The organism is Azonexus hydrophilus (assembly GCF_038368255.1).
Classification (GTDB): domain Bacteria; phylum Pseudomonadota; class Gammaproteobacteria; order Burkholderiales; family Rhodocyclaceae; genus Azonexus; species Azonexus hydrophilus.
Map to the genome: position 1 here is coordinate 122,088 of NZ_CP151407.1, position 19,513 is coordinate 141,600.

General features: G+C 54.6%; 17 protein-coding genes. 10 read left to right on the top strand and 7 right to left on the bottom strand.

Annotated elements, in window-relative coordinates; all coding sequences use genetic code 11:
* Positions 1-18 precede the first annotated feature (18 nt).
* From AADV58_RS17290 to AADV58_RS17305, 4 genes are all read right to left on the bottom strand, one after another.
* Positions 19-972, bottom strand: a complete 954-nt coding sequence (locus AADV58_RS17290) for an AAA family ATPase (protein ID WP_341744823.1) — start codon at positions 970-972, stop codon at positions 19-21.
* Between the two features lie 58 nt (positions 973-1,030).
* Positions 1,031-1,618 (bottom strand): hypothetical protein, encoded by a 588-nt coding sequence (locus tag AADV58_RS17295; protein WP_341744824.1) that lies wholly within the window; start codon positions 1,616-1,618, stop codon positions 1,031-1,033.
* Positions 1,612-1,890, bottom strand: a complete 279-nt coding sequence (locus tag AADV58_RS17300) for a hypothetical protein (RefSeq protein ID WP_341744825.1) — start codon at positions 1,888-1,890, stop codon at positions 1,612-1,614. The genes AADV58_RS17295 and AADV58_RS17300 overlap by 7 nt, the downstream gene beginning before the upstream one ends.
* Positions 1,891-2,927: 1,037 nt before the next feature.
* Positions 2,928-3,137: a helix-turn-helix transcriptional regulator gene (locus AADV58_RS17305; protein ID WP_341744826.1), complete on the bottom strand. Its 210-nt coding sequence runs from the start codon at positions 3,135-3,137 to the stop codon at positions 2,928-2,930.
* Positions 3,138-3,315: 178 nt separating this feature from the next.
* Between AADV58_RS17305 and AADV58_RS17310 the strand changes: the two genes are divergently transcribed.
* Together AADV58_RS17310 and AADV58_RS17315 are read left to right on the top strand one after the other, a co-directional pair.
* Complete coding sequence (locus AADV58_RS17310; protein WP_341744827.1) at positions 3,316-4,008, top strand: hypothetical protein; 693 nt, start codon at positions 3,316-3,318, stop codon at positions 4,006-4,008.
* Entirely contained in the window at positions 4,005-5,828 is a 1,824-nt protein-coding gene (locus tag AADV58_RS17315) for an ATP-dependent helicase (RefSeq protein WP_341744828.1), read from the top strand. The genes AADV58_RS17310 and AADV58_RS17315 overlap by 4 nt, the downstream gene beginning before the upstream one ends.
* 1 nt (position 5,829) lies before the next feature.
* On the opposite strand, the gene AADV58_RS17320 is transcribed toward AADV58_RS17315, so the two are convergent.
* The 3 genes from AADV58_RS17320 to AADV58_RS17330 are packed head-to-tail and all read right to left on the bottom strand — an operon-like array spanning position 5,830 to position 9,344.
* A complete protein-coding gene (locus AADV58_RS17320; RefSeq protein ID WP_341744829.1) occupies positions 5,830-7,770 on the bottom strand; it encodes a DEAD/DEAH box helicase in 1,941 nt (646 codons plus the stop codon).
* On the bottom strand, positions 7,748-8,278 hold the full coding sequence (locus AADV58_RS17325; RefSeq protein ID WP_341744830.1) for a hypothetical protein: 531 nt from the start codon (positions 8,276-8,278) through the stop codon (positions 7,748-7,750). The genes AADV58_RS17320 and AADV58_RS17325 overlap by 23 nt, the downstream gene beginning before the upstream one ends.
* Positions 8,271-9,344, bottom strand: coding sequence for a hypothetical protein (locus tag AADV58_RS17330; RefSeq protein ID WP_341744831.1), 1,074 nt, complete (start codon positions 9,342-9,344; stop codon positions 8,271-8,273). Before AADV58_RS17330 ends, AADV58_RS17325 begins: the two co-directional genes overlap by 8 nt.
* 396 nt (positions 9,345-9,740) lie before the next feature.
* Here AADV58_RS17330 and AADV58_RS17335 point away from each other — a divergent pair, with 396 nt between their 5' ends.
* The 8 genes from AADV58_RS17335 to AADV58_RS17370 all read left to right on the top strand — a co-directional run bounded on the left by AADV58_RS17335 (position 9,741) and on the right by AADV58_RS17370 (position 19,391).
* The gene (locus AADV58_RS17335) at positions 9,741-10,445 is read left to right on the top strand and encodes a division plane positioning ATPase MipZ (protein WP_341744832.1); all 705 of its coding nucleotides are present in this window, start codon (positions 9,741-9,743) and stop codon (positions 10,443-10,445) included.
* A gap of 18 nt (positions 10,446-10,463) precedes the next feature.
* Positions 10,464-10,880 (top strand): hypothetical protein, encoded by a 417-nt coding sequence (locus tag AADV58_RS17340; RefSeq protein ID WP_341744833.1) that lies wholly within the window; start codon positions 10,464-10,466, stop codon positions 10,878-10,880.
* Positions 10,881-10,992: 112 nt separating this feature from the next.
* Positions 10,993-12,051, top strand: coding sequence for a hypothetical protein (locus AADV58_RS17345; RefSeq protein WP_341744834.1), 1,059 nt, complete (start codon positions 10,993-10,995; stop codon positions 12,049-12,051).
* A gap of 39 nt (positions 12,052-12,090) precedes the next feature.
* Complete coding sequence (locus AADV58_RS17350; RefSeq protein WP_341744835.1) at positions 12,091-12,915, top strand: polymer-forming cytoskeletal protein; 825 nt, start codon at positions 12,091-12,093, stop codon at positions 12,913-12,915.
* Positions 12,915-13,778 carry a ParB/RepB/Spo0J family partition protein gene (locus AADV58_RS17355; RefSeq protein WP_341744836.1) on the top strand — a complete coding sequence of 288 codons (864 nt, stop codon included), beginning with the start codon at positions 12,915-12,917 and terminating at the stop codon, positions 13,776-13,778. Before AADV58_RS17350 ends, AADV58_RS17355 begins: the two co-directional genes overlap by 1 nt.
* 1,897 nt (positions 13,779-15,675) lie before the next feature.
* On the top strand, positions 15,676-17,028 hold the full coding sequence (locus tag AADV58_RS17360; RefSeq protein WP_341744837.1) for a replication initiation protein: 1,353 nt from the start codon (positions 15,676-15,678) through the stop codon (positions 17,026-17,028).
* 89 nt (positions 17,029-17,117) lie between these two features.
* Entirely contained in the window at positions 17,118-18,344 is a 1,227-nt protein-coding gene (locus AADV58_RS17365; protein ID WP_341744845.1) for an IS256 family transposase, read from the top strand.
* A 75-nt stretch (positions 18,345-18,419) separates the two neighbouring features.
* Positions 18,420-19,391: a hypothetical protein gene (locus AADV58_RS17370; RefSeq protein ID WP_341744838.1), complete on the top strand. Its 972-nt coding sequence runs from the start codon at positions 18,420-18,422 to the stop codon at positions 19,389-19,391.
* Positions 19,392-19,513: the final 122 nt, after the last annotated feature.

Below are 19,513 nucleotides of genomic sequence, written 5' to 3' on the forward strand. Positions count from 1 at the left end.
TTTCGGGAGCGGCACCTTTTATAAAGTTCCGAACACGGTTTCCACCGTATTCAGAATCGCGTTTGCCGTTTCCGGCTTGGCGCGGTTGGTGATAACCCGCTCCAGCGCCACCTTGACCGGCTTGTCCACACCGAGGGCTGAATAGAGGGCAATGTACTTCGCCCAGCGTCGCAGCGCCCGCGTGGAGAACGTGATGTCGATCGCGTCCGCCGAGTCATTGACCCCGCAGTACAGATTCCGCACACGATTTCCTACGTCCACAATGTTCTCGGCGTAGGTCATGGCAATCCCTTGGTCAGGGTCACCCATGTTGGCGAAAAACTCACCCGCGACCAGCGGCACCTCCTCTTTGGCCGTCAGGTAATCAACCCGAAGCTCAATGAAGCGGTCATCGTTGGAGGCATCCTGCGTGTTGCGCCCCATCATGCCGGCTCCAACATCGTTGGGATTGCCAGCAGCGAAGAGACGGAAACCCGGATTCCCGCCAACCATTTCCCCCGTTTCCGGGATGTAGACCTTGCCGCCTTGTGCGATGCCGTTCAGACCGACCGCCACACCCGGATCGAGCACGTTGTACTCATCGATCAGGACCGAGAAGCCCTGACGCGCCGCATGCCCGACAGCACAGTAGTGATACACCATGCCGCCCTCCTTCGAGGGGATGTAATGGCCGATCAGATCGGCGATTTCCATCCGCGGATGCGCTACCGTCGTCAACAACGGCAGATTGAACGCTGCGTGAAACTGCTCGACTTCGGTGGTCTTACCGCACCCCGGCCAGCCAGTCAGCTTCATCGCCGTGTCGTCGGCCATGAAGAACAGGGCGATGTCTCGCGCCAGCTCCTCACGGAAAACATGGGTTTCGTCCCGGACAGGGGTGAAGGGTGTCGGCTCCGACAGCCCGTAAATGGTCATGTTGTTGAGAGAAGGGATGCCCAGACGCTCACCAACAGACATTTCAATGTATTCCATTTGAATCTCCAGTTTTACTCGGAGACTCCCCCTTTTCGGGAGAAGTCCCCGAAAGGGTTTAATAGAATTCCCAGCACGACGGGTTGTGTCCGTTGTGATGGTGGGTTTTGGGCTCACTGGCGAGATACCGCCCAACCAACTCCTGCGGCAGAATCTTGCGCAACGCTTCCCGATAAATTTCCGGGTCGTGGCGCTCCAATCGGCAGCAAAAGGCGAACGAGAAAGGCACGGCGTCATTGGTGACGATGACCTTCTTCGTTCCGGTGGCGGTTGTTTTTTCGACTTCGCCCACATAGTCCGGCTCGAAAATCCAGTTCAGGATGCCAAGCTTTTCCATGGGATTCCCATTGGCGGCGAGCACACGAAGCGAGAACTCCAGCATTGCCGAATGGAGATCCAGGATTTCATCCTGAGTCCACTCAACGCGCTCATCTCCCGCCTCTTCGAGCAAATCACCAACAGCGTCGGCCTTAACTTCAGCCTCAACCGTTTCGGTTCGGTCTTCTGGCTCCCAGAAATCCGTCTCGAAAAGCGGCAACTGCAAGAAGCGCAGGACATCCTGCTCTGTGGATTTTTTGGTGATCCGCCTTGCGGCAGCTTTCGCGGCTGCAGGCACGGTCATTCCGGTGAGAGGTGCGTTCAACATAGCGCCTCCCCCAGCTTTTTCCGGTCACGGGTATAAGCCCGCTTCACGTTAGCGACGACCGTTCGGAAAGGATTGCGTTCGTCGATCTTGAAATCGACGAAATGCCCTTTCTTCTGGTCCCCCGCCTTCGTGATGATGGCTACACCATGCACGCCTTGGGCTTCCCAGACCAAGGTCCGTGTCACCGGCCCTTGGACCGCATCCTGATTCACCAGATGCTTGCCAGATTGCCATTCTGCGACCTGGGCCAAGACCTGATTATCTTTAGGCATTGTGGTTCTCCTAAGAAAGGGGAACCACAACCCAACGGGAAAGTGATCCCCGGTGGGTTAAAAAAGAAAAAGCCCGACCAGATGGCCGAGCATTGAGTACGCTGGATTTCGGTAAAACCGTTTGGCAACCCCAGCTAGTCGAACGCCAAACAAACGTCATTAGCAATAGATTGAAAGGTCTATTTCTAATGGCGCTTCGTGATCAAGAAAGAAGGGGCCGAAGCCCCCCCTTTTTCCATTAGCCCCAGATCTGACGCTTGACGCGCAGCACGGGGATTGAGAGAACAAAACCCGAACTAATGACAGCGGCAACGATCAGAGACATTTGATTACTCCTTGGTGTCGTGGGCCTTAGCCCGTTGAACCTTGGAAACAACCATCCCTTGAGGAATGGACGCCCCAAGGGTTGAAAACTGCCCCCCGCCGAGCGGGGGGACTGGCCAATTAACCAACGCACAAGATGCGAAGATTGGCGACATGAAGACCTTTAACGCAGGTTCACGAAGTCTGGTGCCGAAAAACGGTCTGATCCAAACTCAGGCTAGGCCTGTTGGCGAGCGACGAAGCGTCGCATAAGTCATCACAAGGACGACAAGATCGCAAAGCGATCCTTCTGAGACGCGCACGTAGCAGCGGAGATAGCCTGTCAGGACAGGTGCAGTCTTGAGGACTGCATTTCAAAGGCAACCGCAAAGGGTCGCAAAGCCTCCACAAAGGGAGACTAATGTCGGGCGCAATGCACCGACGTTTTCGGGGAACACAATGCTCCACCAGAAAAATCTGCTCAAGGGAACGCCCGTTTTAGGTTGGGCGCTTTCATAAGCTGACTACCTGAAGGAGATTCGCGGACCCGCACTCGCAATGGGGCAGGTCCGTCGCTTGAAAATAAAATTCTTCAAGAGACTGTGGCCACCGTCGCGGCGCACATTTGTTTATATAGGCTCGAAATGGTTTGGAGTTCCAGCTACTCCGCCACCTTCATGAAGGCGACAGCGCAACTCTACCACGAGCCAACACGGCGTCAACTGTTTTTCGTCTCACCGTGTTTTGGTTGCCATCGCTGACACCAACTCACGCGCCTGACGCATTGCCAGGTAACCCGCCAGCGCATATGACCAGACCGGATCAACGACCTTTGCCTTGTACTGGCGGCCGATAACTGTCCGATGCACCCCCATTTCATTTGCGAATTCCTGCTGCGTCAGCCCGCTGCTGATCAACAGGTTCCGGAAATCCAAGCCCGTCATTTGCCTCACCTATCTGAATTCTCTCCAGATGATCATATCGAGCAAGAGGTCTAATTCAACCGCCATTTGAGACTCCCCCCCGTTTTATGTCCAAAAACCCGTGTTTTTGCCACGCGAAATTCTGTTGCATAAACCGTAGCCTGCACGCTCCGTTCTATCACCTTCAAAGGAGTGTTCCATGGCTATCGACCAGGAAACCAAAAAGGATTGGCTGACGAATTTTCGCGGCGCAACCCTGAAGCTTCACCCGACCTTCGGCAACCCCAAGGTTTGCCACATGTTCGACCGCAACTTCAACAACCTCGGCCGTAACGGTTTCTTCATGTCGGTGCGTGGCCGTGTCGTCCTTGGCGAAGCCGTCGCCGATGAGGCCGAAAAGCTGATCTATTCCCGGATGGAAGAACAAACGAAGTCCGTCGAGAACAAGATCAAGTGGTGCCACAAGATCCTCGCCGACGAAGCCATCGTTGACCTGGCCTCGTACGAAAACGCCCAGGAATACGTCGCCACCGTCGTCAGCCCGGTGCAGAAGCGCTACATCGAACTGCTGCGCAAGTGCGACGAACTCTTCGTCCTTCTCAGCACGCTGATGCTCCATGGCGCCATTTCCGAAAGCGAGCACTCGAAGAACGAGCTTCAGATCAAGAAGCACATGCGGGCGGTTCCCAGCGCCATGCGCAAACTGACGATTGCGTTGGGCGTCAAGATGCGTGCCCAATCCGAAGCCGACCGCGCCAAGCTGGCCGCCACTACGGCCGCCGCCCCGGATGCCGCCAATGACGCCAAGGCCGAAAAGGCTGATACCGCTGCAGCAACAGGCGCACCGGAAACTCCCGCTGAAACCCCGGCCGACGTTGCTATCGCTGCGTGAACCTCAACCCGGAACAGCAACAAGTAGTCGACCACGATGGCAACTGCCTCGTGGTCGCCTGCCCTGGCTCAGGAAAGACCCGCGTCATCGTCATCAAGATTGGGCACATCCTCAAGACCGTTCCCAAATCTCGCGTTTGTGCCGTCACCTTTACGCGTGACGCCGCGAATGAACTCCACGAGCGACTGATCAAAGACATCCCGCTTGAGGTTGTCAGCAAACGAACGCGCACCGGTACGTTCCATTCCCTCGCCATCCGCCAGCTTCGCGCCCGCGGCAAAATTGGCCGCATCGCCACCCCCGCCGAACAATCGATCTATGTCAGGCGATCCATGGACGCGGCAGAAGAACCGATCACATATGAAGAAGCCGTCACCCTCATTGAAACGGTAAAGGGCAGCATCGATCCAGTTCCAGAAATCAACCACCCGGTCTATCAGGCGTATGCCCGGATTCTGGAACAATCGAAGGTCGAGGATCTCTACGACGTACTGAGCAAGTCCGTCCGCTTAATGCGTAGCGGCGAAGTCGAGCCTTATCCTGTCGAGTACATGCTGGTGGACGAGTTTCAGGACACCGACGCAGTTCAGCTTGCTTGGGTACTTGAGCATCACAAGGCCGGCACAAAAATCACCGCCGTTGGCGATGACGACCAATCCGTTTATGCCTTCCGCAGAGCACTTGGCTATCGCGGTATGGAAACCTTCCGCGAAGCGACAAATGCCTTGCGTGTCGCGTTGGCAACAAACTATCGCTGCCACTCGGAAATCCTGAACACCGCCAAGGTTCTGATCGAAAAAAATCCTGAACGCGTTGATAAACGCCTGAACGGGTTTCGTGGCCCAGGCGGCACAGTGTTCGTGCAGCGTTACGGTAGCCGGACCGATGAAGCCGCCGCGATCGCAGACGCAATTGCCAAAGATGCGGTGCCCCTCAAAGGGTCAGTACGTTTTTCCTTCACCGTACCAGAAGGCAAATGGGCGGTTCTCGCCAGAAATCGAATCGTCCTTGACGAAATCGAGCGTGAATTGTCGATTCGCAAAATCAAATATTTCCGGGCCGCATCCGACTCGATCTGGAACACTCCGCCCTTCATCCAGTACCTCGGCATCATGAAGTCAGTGCAGACAGGAGAAGCGGACGGGATCACGAACCTGCTGCACTGGGCCGGCATTTCCAACGACGATATCCACCGGATTCATGTTGAGACAGACGGCAAGTTCTATTCCCTAATGGAACGATACAAGCCCAAGATGGCCGGCGCCAGCCCATCTACCATCAAAGTCGTCCATGACTTCGTTGATCTAGCCAGCGGCTGGCGAAACCTGGCCGGGTGCGGCTATTATTCCCACGCAATTACGTCCATCAACGACTTTTTCCTTCAACGAATTCCCGAAGAGAAACAGAACGAGAACGACTCAGAAAAACGCTCAAAGCGAGAACTGTTTCAGTCGATCAGCACCTCAGTGTCGGAAAAAATGTCCGGGTCGATGACGCAGCGAGTCAATTCCCTGTCGAGCAACGGCGAGTCAAAAAAGCCCGCCAAGGACTCCAATCAGGATTCTGAAGCCAAGTCCAATGCGGCATCCGGCGTCCACCTGATGACGATGCACGGGAGTAAAGGCCTGGAATTCGAACATGTCTGGATTCTTGCGTGCGAGGGAACCGTTATTCCTTCCCCCAAGAACCCGTTGATCGATGAAGAACGACGACTCATGTACGTGGCGATGACCCGCGCCAGAGATCACCTGTACCTGTCATCTCAGGTCACCGACCCACTATCGCAGTTCATTGACGAAGCCGGGTTGTCGTCTCGTTGAATTAGTCGGCAACCAGTTCGTCAGGCCGGATCGATACCCCGTAGAACAACACAGGCATCTTTCCGTCCTGAACTTCGCCGTCTTGAAGATCCCCAAAACCACGGGCGTAAGCATCATCCTCGGCTAACTCGAATCCGTCCGTTGTCGCCTCGACCCGTTGCAGCCGAGCGACGGTTTCAGGGTCGTAGGCATCCACCGGCTGGCGCATGTACATGATCATGTACCCCACCCCTCCCTTTCGCGCCAACCGCCCGCGTAATTGATGAAGCTGTGACGCCCCTAGCCGATCAGGATCAATCACCAATAGCCCACGCAACCCTTCTACCGTCAGCCCCAACTCGAAGATGGTAGTCGCTACCAGGACGCGCTTATCCCCCCGCTTGAATTCATCAATGACGGCGCGTTTTTCTTCCTCGCTCAACCGCCCGTGAAGCACGCTGACCTTACCCGGATAGCGCTTCTCCCAGTGCAAGGCCGCTTCAATTGCCCCGGATTTTTTCCCTTGGCTAGACTCAAGACGAGGATAGATCACTGCGAGTTGCCCGCCCTTATTCACCACTTTCTGCTCAAGAAAACCGATGACATCCTCCCGTCTTTCAGGGAACGCCAATCGCGTCTTGATGGTTTTCTGAACAGGGGATTCTCGCAAGATCGACACGCTCATTCCGCCGTGCGTCATCAGTGCCACCGTTCTGGGAATGGCCGTCGCCGTAGCTTCCAGCAGGTTCGTGTGCTCGGCGACAAGCGCCTCTCTCTGTTCGGTACTGAATTTGTGCTGTTCGTCGCAGATCAGAAAATCTATCTCGCGCCCCGACCGCTTAACCACATTGGCCAGCGCCATTGTTCCAAGCAGTATGCACGGCCCCTCACGAAGCGCCTGCTTGGAATTTCCCCCCACAACAATATGCACCGGGGCGTTGGGGTATAGTTGCTTCACCTCCTCCGCCAATTGGTTCACCAGCGGTTGATTCGGCGCCACGATAGCAACGCTCTTTCCCATCATTAACGCGGCCACGGCCGGGATAACGAACGTCAGCGTCTTGCCAGTACCAACATCCCCCGACAGCAACCGCCGCATCGCCTTGTCGCTCTCCAGGTCGTGAATGATCTCCGCAACCGCCGTGGTTTGATCTTTCGTCAGCGGATAGGGTAGCTGGCCCATCAAACTCGCCAGCATCTCCCGGTTGATTTCGATGCGCGAGCGTTCGCAAATGGGGCGCTCACTGAGTCGCGCAGCCATCCGCTTGAGCATCAAGATCGAGACATTTCGTGCTTGCGAAACAGCCTCCTCGGCAGCCGCCATCGACGCCGGCGAATGCAATGCTCGGAGAAGTGCGCCGAGAGACTTGATACCCAGGCTCGTCTCGGCGCAAATTTCGGCTTCAGAGTAGCCACAAGCACGCTCAATCGATTCGATTGCGTCCTGGATATGCGACTCCAGAGCAACCTCTGCAGCAGCTTCTACGGCCTCCGCAGACACCTTTCTGCGCTTCCCACGGTACATCGGACATATCTTACCTACGCGATGCTCCGGGATCAGTTCTGGCCCTTTGATTTGAAGCTTTCCATTCCATTCATCAACCGTAGCATAAACAGTGACTGCACTGCCCACAGAAACGGCTTTCCACGGTTGAATGGCACCGAACACCGTCATGTAGCATTCGTAGCCTCGACCATCCCGGACCCTCATCGAGATTCGATATGGCTTTTGCGCAGAATGAATCCCCGTCAGACTGCCCTGGCGGTCGTATTCTTCCTTGGACAGAATGGTTACGCGCAGTGCCACTTTCCCATGCCCGAACATCTTGGGAATGGAGTCCGATGGCGCTCGGTAGTCCCGATAGCCCTTTGGCAACCAGCGTAGCAATTCGCCGGGGTTATCAACGCCCAGGCCTTTGCAAACCCTCTCTACCTCTTTCTCAGGCGTGTGTGCGTCGGCCATTTTTGATAGGCGCTACTTTCTGGAGGAACGCCAGACGTTGATCGTCTGGCAGATCACGATATCGCCGCATAAGGCCATTAACGGGCGACGGTGCTGCTTTTTGTTCGTCATCCTCAAGTCCATACCAGCGCAACGCCTCTCGGGCGTCCCGCTCTCCGAGGCTTGCCACGATGGCCAGCACATCATCCCGGTTTTCCTTGGTCATTACCTTGGAGGCCTGTTCCAGAATGCGGAAATTGGCGGTCGAAATTTCATGGATTTCCGTGTCGGAAAGCGCGAAGTCGAACAACAAGCATTTTGCCACCTTCATAAACTGACTGGCAGCAGCGCTTTGGATGCGCTCTTCTTCAAGGAACGCCGGGAACGATTCCGCCTTCCCTTCCCAGAACTCCGGGTTATCTTTGAAGACGGTGAGCAGCATACCCAGTTCAAGTCGCGCCTTGCCGAATTCAGCCTGTACCGCTTTCAGGCGGCGATAGAGCGCTTCGCGCACATGCGGGTCAGCCATTTGACACCTCTCTTGGCGCTTGCGAGCGCGGGGTAACGTACATCTTGGCAAAATGCCGAACCAGCGCCATCACCTGACTTGCGCCAAGCGCCGGATTGTTTTTGATCAGTTGGTCGATAAACATGGCTGTGATCGGGTACGCCTCCATCGCAGGAATCGGGGTTGCCCTTGCGGCCTGCCCTTTCGACATCATCACCAGGAAGAACTGATTTCCTTGATTCTCGATGGTCATGGATTTTTCGTTGCTGGCGCCATGACTGGTGATCCTGATTTCCTTGATTTCACCCATGAACAGGGCCAGCACCAATGGCAACTCAGATTGCGTCAACTGAATTGCAATTTTGTTTTCCCAGTCGTAGCGGCGATCCCCTAGCGCCTGCGCTGACTCGACATTGATTGTCTGGGCGGTTTTGTCGCGCTGCATTCCCGCATTGAAACAAACTGCGTTCTTGCTGCCGTAGACATGGATGCTTTGGCCGTAACGACGATCACTTTCTGGGGAGTTGTTGTTCGGTATTTGACGTACCTTGTCATTAGGCGAACTCTCGATGCGAGGCGTTTTTTGTTGATCAGGGCTTTCTGGCAGCGGGTTGTCTTCACGCTTTTGTGGCGCCGCGTCGGTTTGACGGGCGGTCGGCGTCGGGATCAAACCGATGTGCTCTCCTACCCCTATCTGCTCGAAAAGCTGGCCGAGATACGTCACTGCTGCTTGGCGGTCTGTGTCTGCAGCGTTTTTTTGTAGCAGGCGAATTGCTTTCCTGAACGACTCACCTTCCTCTTTGGCAATCTCGATCATGGCAGTTAGCAACGGAACCTCAAGTCCTGCTGCGGCAATTGCCTCACGGGTTTCTGGCGCTACCGCCGTGGTCACGTCCTTGAGGTACTCCAGTTGAAGCACTGCCATATTTGGCGACCGTGCCGCCTCGGCGAGTTTTTGCGCAAACTCTGCCCCCTCGGATGAAAGTGCAGCCATCCCGTCCCGGTCCGGGATAGGCAGCTTGAGCTTTTCGAGAAGTTCTCTGACCTCCTTCCCTGATGACGGTATTTCGACTGTATTTTGGCTCATTGATCGGTGCCTCGGCAGTTGGAGTGATAGCGTTGATAACGTTGATATATGCGCTTGCTCTGCTATCTACGCTATAACTGTTGTCTTCGCTAACCTTGATACTTTGTGTGGCTAATGTTAGATGACTTTGGTTAATTATCTAACATTGCATCGCTATTGCAACAACGTTATACAACATTCCTCACTGAGACATGTTGTATAACTACGCACTGTTATCAGTGTTATCAAACCTACCATCGATATGTTAGATCACTTTGCTAACCTATGTTTTTTACGGTTGATAACATTGCGGTGTTTTGTTAGGCTTGCGGTCATAACATACATAACATTCCATCCATAACCTTGATCACCTGTATCACACAGCACTGGTCACTGATCTAACTTAGGAGAAGTATCATGCCCATCGTTACCTTCGGTTCATCCAAAGGTGGAGCAGGGAAGTCCACGCTCTGCGGCAACATCGTCGTGCAACATATGGCCAACGACGCCAACACAATCCTCATCGACTCCGACGTTCAGCGCTCATCCTCTCGCTGGGCAGCGTTGCGCTCCCAGCAAGGGGCTTCTCCAGCAGTGACGTGTTTTCAAAAGGTGGACGACACCCCCCAGGGTAATAAAAGCCAGTACGGGCAAGACATTCTCACTCTCAACAAAAACTACTCTTCCATTTTTATTGATGTCGCAGGGCGTAACTCGCGTGAGTTGCGCGGCGCAATGCTGGTCACTGACCTGCTGGTCTACCCCGTGCGCGTCTCGATGTTCGACCTCTGGACGCTGGATGACGATATGGCAATGCTCTCGGAAAGCCGTATCGCCAATCCAAACCTCCTTTGCATGATCGTTCTCAACGATGTCAGTCCTCACGCAGCCAAGCGCGTCACCGAAGTTCAGGAGGCCATGGAATACCTGTCCCAGTACCTGCATCCTGGAATGACCTTCGTGGCTGAAACCCGGATTCACGGACGCTCCTGCGTCAAAGCCGTCGTAAGCCAAGGCATCACCGTCAATGAAATTGCTCGCAAGGACAAAAGCGCCAAGCAATCCATCGATGAATTCCGTGGGCTTTACTCTGAAATCGCCGCCTGCTTCGGCCAAGCCTAATCAATAAAGGTGCTCAACATGACATCATCAAAATTTCCTCGCCCTCCCATCCTGACCCCTGAAGAAAAGGCAGCGCGACTGAGCAGCCCCGAGGCGGCTGAATTCGCCGCTGGAACGGCTTTCCCTCACGCCTCCGATGCTGTCCGGCAGGAACTCAATCCGACCCCGACCCCGACCCCGACCCCGACCACGGCACGCAAGAAGAATGTGAAGCCTTGGGTTGGCCTATCGTCGAAGCATTCGAAGCAAAAGCCCTTCCGCATGCCTGAAAATGAAGCGGCCATGCTCGATTACGTCGCCGGCACAACTTTCGGTGAAACGGTGCAATCCGTAACCCTGGCAGGTGTTCGTGCCATCGTGGTCAAGCTTCTCAACGAGCAGGGAATTCGCGCCCATATCGACAAGCAGAACGGCAGCATCGTCGTCGAAGAGTAATCCGCAGGAAAGAACATCCTCAGAAAGCCTCAAAAATTGGCCGTTTTTGTAACGCGCCAAAGGGGCTTCGTTTGCCTACGATCCACGAAACTACATTCGGAGCGCCTTGAAGATGTCCTTTTTTGCCAATCACCGTGCAGAACCCGCCAACGACCCGATCAACGAAGCCATCGTGCGTGACGATATGCAATCGGGGGATCTTCGCTATATGCAAGAGCCACGTATCGAGGTGAATATCAACGATGCAATCATCGTCGATCCTGATGGTCCGCCCCGGAAGAAGAACAAAGCCAAACGGGCTTTGATTTTCCTGGTCCCCGTGATCGCTTTGGCGGTGACCGCCGCTTTCGTACCCCCGGAACAAGCCCGCGAACTGCTGGGCCTCGGCCCCATGCCTGTTGAAGTCCCGCCCGTTCAAACCGCTGTCGAGGTTCCGCCGCCAGTGGCGATTACGCCGGTCGCCGACGCTGCAACAGCCGTGCCGCCCGATGGTCTTCCCATCGACCCGTCGCTTCTGCCGCCTGGCCTCGCCGTCGCTGGCGTTCCGCCCAGCGATGCGGCACTGCCCGGCCTGCCGCCCGTTCCTTCGTTGCCGCCTATCCCTGGACTGCCGCCGGTCGAAATGGCGCCTACGGCTCCCCCGGTTGCTGTACCTGCCCCCGCAGCACCAATTCTGGCGACTGTCGGGGCAGGGCAGGGGAGCGCTGCACCCATCGCGGCGGCGACCCAGCCCCCGGCTCAACCGACTATCGTCGCGCCCGCGCTCCAGGTATCCGCGCAGATTGAAAACCCACCCGTGGAGGCTCCCCCTCGCAAACCTGCCGCTCAAAGCAAGCCTAAAGTTGAGAATGTCGCTGTAGCTCCCAAGCTTGTGACGCCGCCGAAGGTTTCCTCTCCGGAGCCGCGGCGTGCCCCAGCAGCCGCAGCCCCCTCGATCGCCAAGAATGAAATCGGCCTCTCTGAAAGCGTCAAACGGCTTGTTACCACCTCCGCATCAGACTTCGGCATCCGGTCAATTCAACCCGAAGGCCTGATCTTTACCGGTAACAACGGTGGCCGTCCAGTCATCGTCCTGTTGGGCGATGTCATGCCCAACGGTGAGCGTCTGCAATCGATCAACATTCAAACGAACACCGTCATCACGGACAAATCCGTGATCCGCGTCAACTAAACAACGCGATACCAAAATAAACTCAATAAAGGAAAAGCCATGTTTTTCAAGAAAAAGCCCGTTGATGGTTGTGTGCAACTAATTCCCACAGCAGAGCAGCCGGCCAGCCAACCCGCTGCCGCTCCCACTCCGCAGAAAACAACCGCCATTGCACCTATTCCGGCAGCGCAATCTGGCAACCGCGTGGATGTCAAACAAGAGAACATCCGTTCGGTGATCGAGGAAGGAGAGATCGTCGAAGGGAACCTCAAATTCCGTTTTGGCATCAAGCTCAACGGGATGGTGAAGGGCAATATCGAATTCGGCATCGATGACGGCATGCTGGTGATCTACAACAAGGCGGTTGTAGTCGGTAACATCAAAGGGCCTCGCGCCTTCATTTTGGGCGAAGTTCACGGCAACATCTATTGCTCCGGTCGTGTCGTTGTGGCCCCCAGCGCCAAAGTCTTTGGCGATATTTACGCTGGCGGCATCCAACTGTACGAAGGCAGCCAGATCGACGGCCGCATTCGCTCGATTCGCGAAGTGGTGCATGAGGGGCAAGCGACAGCAACCCCGCCGCAGCCGAACGTTTCATCGGCTCAGACACAGGCTCGACCGCAACAACCCCAAGGTGCCTATGCAGAGGTTTCCCCGGAGGCCTCCAGCATTCCACGGCAAGTACGTCCTGAACAGCCTGCAGCACGCCACGACGCCGCGCAGCATCCTGGTCAGGAAGAATACGCCGCATCCAACACTGTCCACTCTGCGAAGCCCCGCGTGACGCCTGCGCAAGCTGCCGCTGCTGCCGCCTCTCCGTTTTTTTCTACGGCAGCCAATGAGGGGCATGATCCCTATCGTTTTCCTAACGCAGCAAATCAGTAATGTCCTCGGCTCTTGCCATCCAGAAGAGGGTTACGCTCGATCAACCCTCGCTCTCGACGCATGAGATTCCCTGCGACAAAATCAGCAAATCCCCATACCAGTGTCGCGTGGGCATATCCCGCGATCAGGTTGCTGTTATCGCTGAGTCCATCCAGAAGAGCGGGCTTCAAGACCCTATTACCGTTCGCCCCACAGGCGGAGGCTATGAGCTGGTGACGGGCGAACACCGCCTGGAAGCATGCCGACTTCTTGGAAAGGAAACGGTCACCGCGATAATTCGGCCCCTTGCGGATGCCGATGCGGCAAAGATGGTTTTGAGCAACAATGCCCTTCGCTCAAACTTGTCTGACTGGGAGACCTTCCAGCACATTCAGTTACTATTGCGCAGCGGCTTTGCCACGGAATCGGAATTAGCGGTTGTTGTAGGAAAGTCACGCAGCATCATCAGTAAGCTAATGGCCTTTGGTTGCTTTTCCGAAGAAGCCCAAGCCATCGTTGCCGCAAATCCTGGCCGTTTCGGTGCTGCCATGGCCTCTGAGTTGCGCGCCAGCGGTTATTGCTCGACTCACCCCGAATTGGTCGTTGAGGCCTTCCGCCTGGTCGAAGGAGCCTCATTAACGCAGGATGGCGTTGTCTCCTGGGTTCGCAACCGCGTTACCCCGCCACAGAATAAGCCGACAAAGACGCGGACCTTTAAGGTTGGTCAGCACAAAGTCTCAATTGCCTACTACGGCGATGCTGTACGGATCTCATGCAAGTCCATCGACCCAGCAGCACTCGATCCTCTGCTCGAAAAAGCGCTTCGGTCTTACATCGACGATGGTGACCAACCGCCGAAGAAGAACGGGCGAAAACCTCAATAACCAATTTCTGCACAAAACCCTTCACCTGATCCCTCGCTGACCTGAACCCAGGCCCGGCGCGTTCTGCACAACAGTCTTCACCTGATAGCGAACACCCTGCCAATCAACAGGTTAGGGCAGGGTGAAACTTGCACAAAACCCTTCACCTGATCTCCCTTGGCCTGAATTCAGCCTCAGAACGTTCCGCACAACAACCTTCACCTGATAGGTGTTTCGCAAGCGTGCAAGTTGAACACCATTGATTATTCTGATCTTTTTTGGTGGCTGTAATAGTAGGCCTCCTTTCCACTACTTGACCTCCACCCCCACGGAAACGCCGTGCTCTTTCACAAAGACCTTCACCTGATAACGAACACCCTGCCAATCAACAGGTTAGGGCAGGGTGAAACTTGCACAAAACCCTTCACCTGATCCCCCCTTGGCCTGAACTCAGGCCCGGCGCGTTCTGCACAACAGTCTTCACCTGATAACGAACACCCTGCCAATCAACAGGTTAGGGCAGGGTGAAACTTGCACAAAACCCTTCACCTGATCCCCCCTTGGCCTGAACTCAGGCCCGGCGCGTTCTGCACAACAGTCTTCACCTGATAACGAACACCCTGCCAATCAACAGGTTAGGGCAGGGCGAAACTTGCACAAAACTCTTCACCTGATCCCCCCCTTGGCCTGAACTCAGGCCCGGAGCGTTCTGCACAACAACCTTCACCTGATAGCGAACCCCCTGCCAATCAACAGGTTAGGGCAGGGCGAAACTTGCACAAAACCCTTCACCTGATCCCCCCTTGGCCTGAATTCAGCCCCGGAGCGTTTTGCACAACAACCTTCACCTGATAGCGAACACCCTGCCAATCAGCAGGGCAGGACAGGGTGAAACTTGCACAAAACCCTTCACCTGATCCCCCCCTTGGCCTGAACTCAGGCCCGGAGCGTTCTGCACAACAACCTTCACCTGATAGCGAACACCCTGCCAATCAACAGGTTAGGGCAGGGCGAAACTTGCACAAAACCCTTCACCTGATCCCCCCCTTGGCCTGAATTCAGCCCCGGAGCGTTTTGCACAACAACCTTCACCTGATAGCGAACACCCTGCCAATCAGCAGGGCAGGGCAGGGTGAAACTTGCACAAAACCCTTCACCTGATCCCCCCTTGGCCTGAATTCAGCCCCGGAGCGTTTTGCACAACAACCTTCACCTGATAGCGAACACCCTGCCAATCAGCAGGGCAGGACAGGACAGGGTGAAACTTGCACAAAACCCTTCACCTGATCCCCCCTTGGCCTGAATTCAGCCTCAGAACGTTCCGCACAACAACCTTCACCTGATAGGTGTTTCGCAAGCGTGCAAGTTGAACACCATTGATTATTCTGATTTTTTTAGGAGATTGTGACAGTAGGCGTCCTTGCCGCTACTTGACCTCAACCCCAAGTAACCGCCGTGCACTTTCACAAAAACTTTCACCTAAGCACAAAAACCTTCACCTGATGCGTAAGGCATTGTTTTATCGACGTTCCGCCAAACACAATTATCTTCACCTGAGAAATGGCTTTTTTCACAATTACTTTCACCTACAGCACAAGTACCTTCACCTACAGCACAAACTACTTCACCCGACGGCCACACAATTATCTTCACCTGTAGCACAACCACCTTCACCTACGTCACAACGATTCGCACCTGTTGCCGTATATCTTATTGTTTTTACTAAACAACATAGTCTCTCTGCTTTGCTTTTGCTTTAAAAACAAAAAGCGCTTGCTTGCTTTTCTATACAACCACTCAAAACCCAAGAGCCAGGCGTTGATCGACGACCACCTCATCAGGTGAAGTCACACGGTTGACACTTTACCCCTGAGAGCATAAGGTGCGGATATACGATTGTCTGACTTCACCTTACATCATGGCGTCATCTGAAAAATCTCAAGGAAAAGCGCTTGTTGCGCAGCTTCAACGAAGCTTTGATATTTTCGAGGAGTTCGACCGCGGCAAGAAGGGGATTGTCGAGTCTCCCGTTGACTTCGGGTTCAACAAACATCCGGCGCTGATAGAGATTACCGGGCTAACACTTGTTAGCAAACGGGCAATAAATGCGGTTTATTTCATTGCCAGCCAAAACCCTGAAAGTCACAATCACGACGTAGACCTCAGTTATTTCCTGTGGCTGGCAAACTACAGTGGTAGCCGGAATATCAAGCATTTGCAAAAATCGCTTCGGGAATGCCAAAAGGCTGCCGTAGAACTTTCAATTCTCGATCACGACAATCCCGATAATGACGCGGCTGGCGCCGTCTCATTGTTGCCAAAATTTTTCATTGCGGAAGGGCGTATCCAATTCGCGATTGACGATGACATGAAGCGAGTGGTTTCATCACCACATGCGACGCCATTCTTGTCTATCGTTGTTGGGAACAGCTTCAAATCCATCTACGCCTACGACATTTACGAACGGCTGTTGAAGTTTCGTCTTGACGGGGAATCACCTTGGATGACGCCCGATGAATTTCGGGCAGAGTGGGTTTGCACGTACCAGCCCAAGTCTCCTGACTACAAGTTTCTGAAAAGAGACGTTCTCAAACCGGCCATCGCGCAGATCAATGAAGTATCGGATATCAACATTTCTCTCGAAGAACGTCGTGACTGGCGGCGAGTAACAGCGATTCGTTTCAAGGTTAACAACAATCCTGAATACAAAACGCGATTTTCCGAGGCCCACGAACTTCACACGAAATTCGAAATCTTGCGCAAGGAATTTGGTCTTACCTCAAGCGATTTCAAAGAGATCATGGCCAATCGAGACGAGTTTACGAATGAACGGATTGACGAGGTGATTGAGCTTGTCAGGCACCGGGCAAAACAGACTGCGATTGGGAAGCCGTCGCGATACTTCATGACGCTCCTGCGCGACGGGGCAATGCTTTCAGATATTGAACGCACCCAGGCCAATCAGAAGGCGTTGAGCGCCTCGACCGCTAAAGAAAGAAAAGAAGCGCAAGATCGGTCTGCCGATGAGCGACAAATGGCACAGTCAAAGGTTGTTCCTGAACTCACTGCGCAACAACAAATTGACTTTGCCACTGCGTTTATCGTAAGCCCCGCAGGGAAGTTGATAATCAGCCGCTTTGGCAGTGAATTAGCGGATCATTCTTATACAACGCTAGTCGGCAATTTGCGCACAAAGTCGGCATTCATTGATTTCATCGCCAAGCAAACCAAACCTGCACGCCCTCGCAAGGGCAAAACTGCTGCGGAATAACTTGCGTCATTTATGAAAATTTTGGGCGTGTAAGAATTTTTGTGTAAACGGTCATTTGGCAGGAAACTGCCGCGCCCCAAGGAGCGATGATGGCCGTAGCAAAGAAAGCAGTACCGAAGGAGTTGCTGGACAGCCTGCTGGCTGACTATCGGAAACCGGAAGACCTGATTGGCGAGAACGGCTTGCTCAAGCAGCTCACCAAGTTGCTGGTCGAGAAGGCGTTGGAAGCGGAGATGGCCGACCACCTCGGCCACGGCAAGAATGAGCCGGTAGAGAATCCTGCCGGCAATACGCGCAACGGGAAGAGCAGGAAGACGCTCAAAGGGGAGTTCGGCGAACTGCCGATAGAAATTCCCCGTGACCGCCACGGCACCTTCGAGCCGCAGTTGATTCCCAAGCACCAGACCCGCTGGACGGGCTTTGACGACAAGATTCTGTCGCTTTACGCCCGAGGCATGACGGTCCGCGAAATCCAGTCACACCTGGAAGAGATGTACGGCACGGAGGTGTCGCCGACGCTGATTTCATCGGTCACGGATGCCGTGATTGAAGAAGCCAAGGCCTGGCAATCACGGCCGCTGGACAGCATTTACCCCATCGTCTATCTGGACTGTATCCACGTCAAAGTCAGGGATGGCAGCGTGCGCGTCAAGGCCGTCTATATGGCGATTGGACTCAACCTGGCCGGTGAGAAGGAAGTGCTCGGCCTGTGGATTGCCCAGACGGAAGGCGCAAAATTCTGGCTGCAAGTGGTGACGGAATTGAAGAATCGAGGCGTACAGGATGTCTTCATTGCCTGCGTCGATGGCTTGAAGGGATTTCCGGAGGCCATTGAAGCAGTCTATCCGCGTGCTGCCGTTCAGCTGTGCGTCGTCCATATGGTCCGGCACAGCCTGAACTATGTCTCGTGGAAGATGCGCAAGGCCGTTGCCGCTGACCTGCGGCGGATATACACCAGTGCCACCGCCGATGAAGCCGAGCAGATGCTCGGTGAATTCGAGGACAAATGGGACGATGCCTACCTGCCCATCAGCCAGTCCTGGCGCCGGAATTGGTCACGCATCACGCCGTTTTTTGACTACCCGCCCGAGATACGGAAAGTCATCTACACGACCAATGCGATTGAGTCGGTGAACATGAGCCTGAGAAAAATCACCAAAAATCGCGGTTCGTTTCCGAGCGATGAGGCACTGATGAAACTGTTCTACCTGGCGCTCCGCAACATCAGCCAGAAATGGACCTTGCCCATTCGGGATTGGAAGGCTGCACTGACCCGATTTACTATCCAGTTCGAAGACCGGATGAACAACGTTTAACTCAAACCCCGTTTACACAAAATTCCGGACACGCCCAAAATTTTACGAATCGCATTACCCGCTCTTTTGGTTTGCTTGTCGTCGTTAGCGCTTTCAGCAACCGACACCCTTCCTATTGGCAAGTGGGCAATTCAACTATCCAATGCGCCAGATGCGGTACGCGACGCGCTGCCCAGGCTCTGTCTCTACAAAAAGAGCAGTTGGAAATTTAGCGACCAATGGGCTTCCACCGTCGCCGGCACACCGAATGTAACCTGCCTTGAGTACCTGCGTGCCGACCTTGCGCAGCGCCGTCTTTATTTAGACATCCCCGGTTTTAATGGCCGACGCAGCCAGAACAATGGGTACGCCGACGCCCATTGCCCAAGCGATAGTCCAGCAGCTTACACAGCCTGCTCTTCTGCCTTTTTTACTGCGTCTGCCGAAGCCTCGGAATACAAACTCATTCGCCCTGGATTGGTCACTAAGATCCTGACGGAATCTGGGCTGCTCGATGCTTTGGAAAAAGCCCATGAGGCGAAGTATGCCCATCGCAAAGAAGCAGAGATGGCGATTTACCGTGCCAGATTCGCAGACATCACGACGAAAGCTGAAGCGGATTCCTTCGCCGAGTTTTACAAAGGCAATGATCCTGAAGGCCTGATTCCAAAGCTGCAGAGTCGAATTAATGGGGCAGGGCAGCCAGGGCAACGTCACCCTGCCGTCATTTCGCCCGTCGAGCATCCCGTAACGCCAATACCGCTGCCAAGAGAGGATCTATCGCTACCTCCCCAAATTGCGTCCGTGAAAGCGAATGGCTTTGCTGCGCCAATACCGCCCGATCAGGTCGTTCTTGCCGATATGGCTGGTGATACCCAAAACAAAGCGATCCAGCGCATACGCCTGTGTCGCCGGCAGATCGACCAGCTTACCCCCCGCATCGACCAGGGACAGAGCGTCTCCCGCGCCGATGCCGAATTGATCGAAATGTGTCGCCAAAGTATTTCCGAGCAGTACGGCGTGTATTTGAAAAGTGGGGGCAAGCTCCTGCTGCATGACATCTACTAATCCCCAGGCTCTTGCTTTCTCGGCCTTGCTCGAAAACAGTATTGATACTGGATTGGCTTCATTGCCAAAGTTTGGTTCTCGGAAGTCAAGGGGAACTAGCCCCTCCTGCTAACATCCAAGGA

What these genes read in the sequence shown, in the direction of transcription:
- AADV58_RS17290 (WP_341744823.1), bottom strand. Translation starts at nt 972, where the DNA reads ATGGAATACATTGAAATGTCTGTTGGTGAGCGTCTGGGCATCCCTTCT.
- AADV58_RS17295 (WP_341744824.1), bottom strand. Translation starts at nt 1,618, where the DNA reads ATGTTGAACGCACCTCTCACCGGAATGACCGTGCCTGCAGCCGCGAAA.
- AADV58_RS17300 (WP_341744825.1), bottom strand. Translation starts at nt 1,890, where the DNA reads ATGCCTAAAGATAATCAGGTCTTGGCCCAGGTCGCAGAATGGCAATCT.
- AADV58_RS17305 (WP_341744826.1), bottom strand. Translation starts at nt 3,137, where the DNA reads ATGACGGGCTTGGATTTCCGGAACCTGTTGATCAGCAGCGGGCTGACG.
- AADV58_RS17310 (WP_341744827.1), top strand. Translation starts at nt 3,316, where the DNA reads ATGGCTATCGACCAGGAAACCAAAAAGGATTGGCTGACGAATTTTCGC.
- AADV58_RS17320 (WP_341744829.1), bottom strand. Translation starts at nt 7,770, where the DNA reads ATGGCCGACGCACACACGCCTGAGAAAGAGGTAGAGAGGGTTTGCAAA.
- AADV58_RS17325 (WP_341744830.1), bottom strand. Translation starts at nt 8,278, where the DNA reads ATGGCTGACCCGCATGTGCGCGAAGCGCTCTATCGCCGCCTGAAAGCG.
- AADV58_RS17330 (WP_341744831.1), bottom strand. Translation starts at nt 9,344, where the DNA reads ATGAGCCAAAATACAGTCGAAATACCGTCATCAGGGAAGGAGGTCAGA.
- AADV58_RS17335 (WP_341744832.1), top strand. Translation starts at nt 9,741, where the DNA reads ATGCCCATCGTTACCTTCGGTTCATCCAAAGGTGGAGCAGGGAAGTCC.
- AADV58_RS17340 (WP_341744833.1), top strand. Translation starts at nt 10,464, where the DNA reads ATGACATCATCAAAATTTCCTCGCCCTCCCATCCTGACCCCTGAAGAA.
- AADV58_RS17345 (WP_341744834.1), top strand. Translation starts at nt 10,993, where the DNA reads ATGTCCTTTTTTGCCAATCACCGTGCAGAACCCGCCAACGACCCGATC.
- AADV58_RS17350 (WP_341744835.1), top strand. Translation starts at nt 12,091, where the DNA reads ATGTTTTTCAAGAAAAAGCCCGTTGATGGTTGTGTGCAACTAATTCCC.
- AADV58_RS17355 (WP_341744836.1), top strand. Translation starts at nt 12,915, where the DNA reads ATGTCCTCGGCTCTTGCCATCCAGAAGAGGGTTACGCTCGATCAACCC.
- AADV58_RS17360 (WP_341744837.1), top strand. Translation starts at nt 15,676, where the DNA reads ATGGCGTCATCTGAAAAATCTCAAGGAAAAGCGCTTGTTGCGCAGCTT.
- AADV58_RS17365 (WP_341744845.1), top strand. Translation starts at nt 17,118, where the DNA reads ATGGCCGTAGCAAAGAAAGCAGTACCGAAGGAGTTGCTGGACAGCCTG.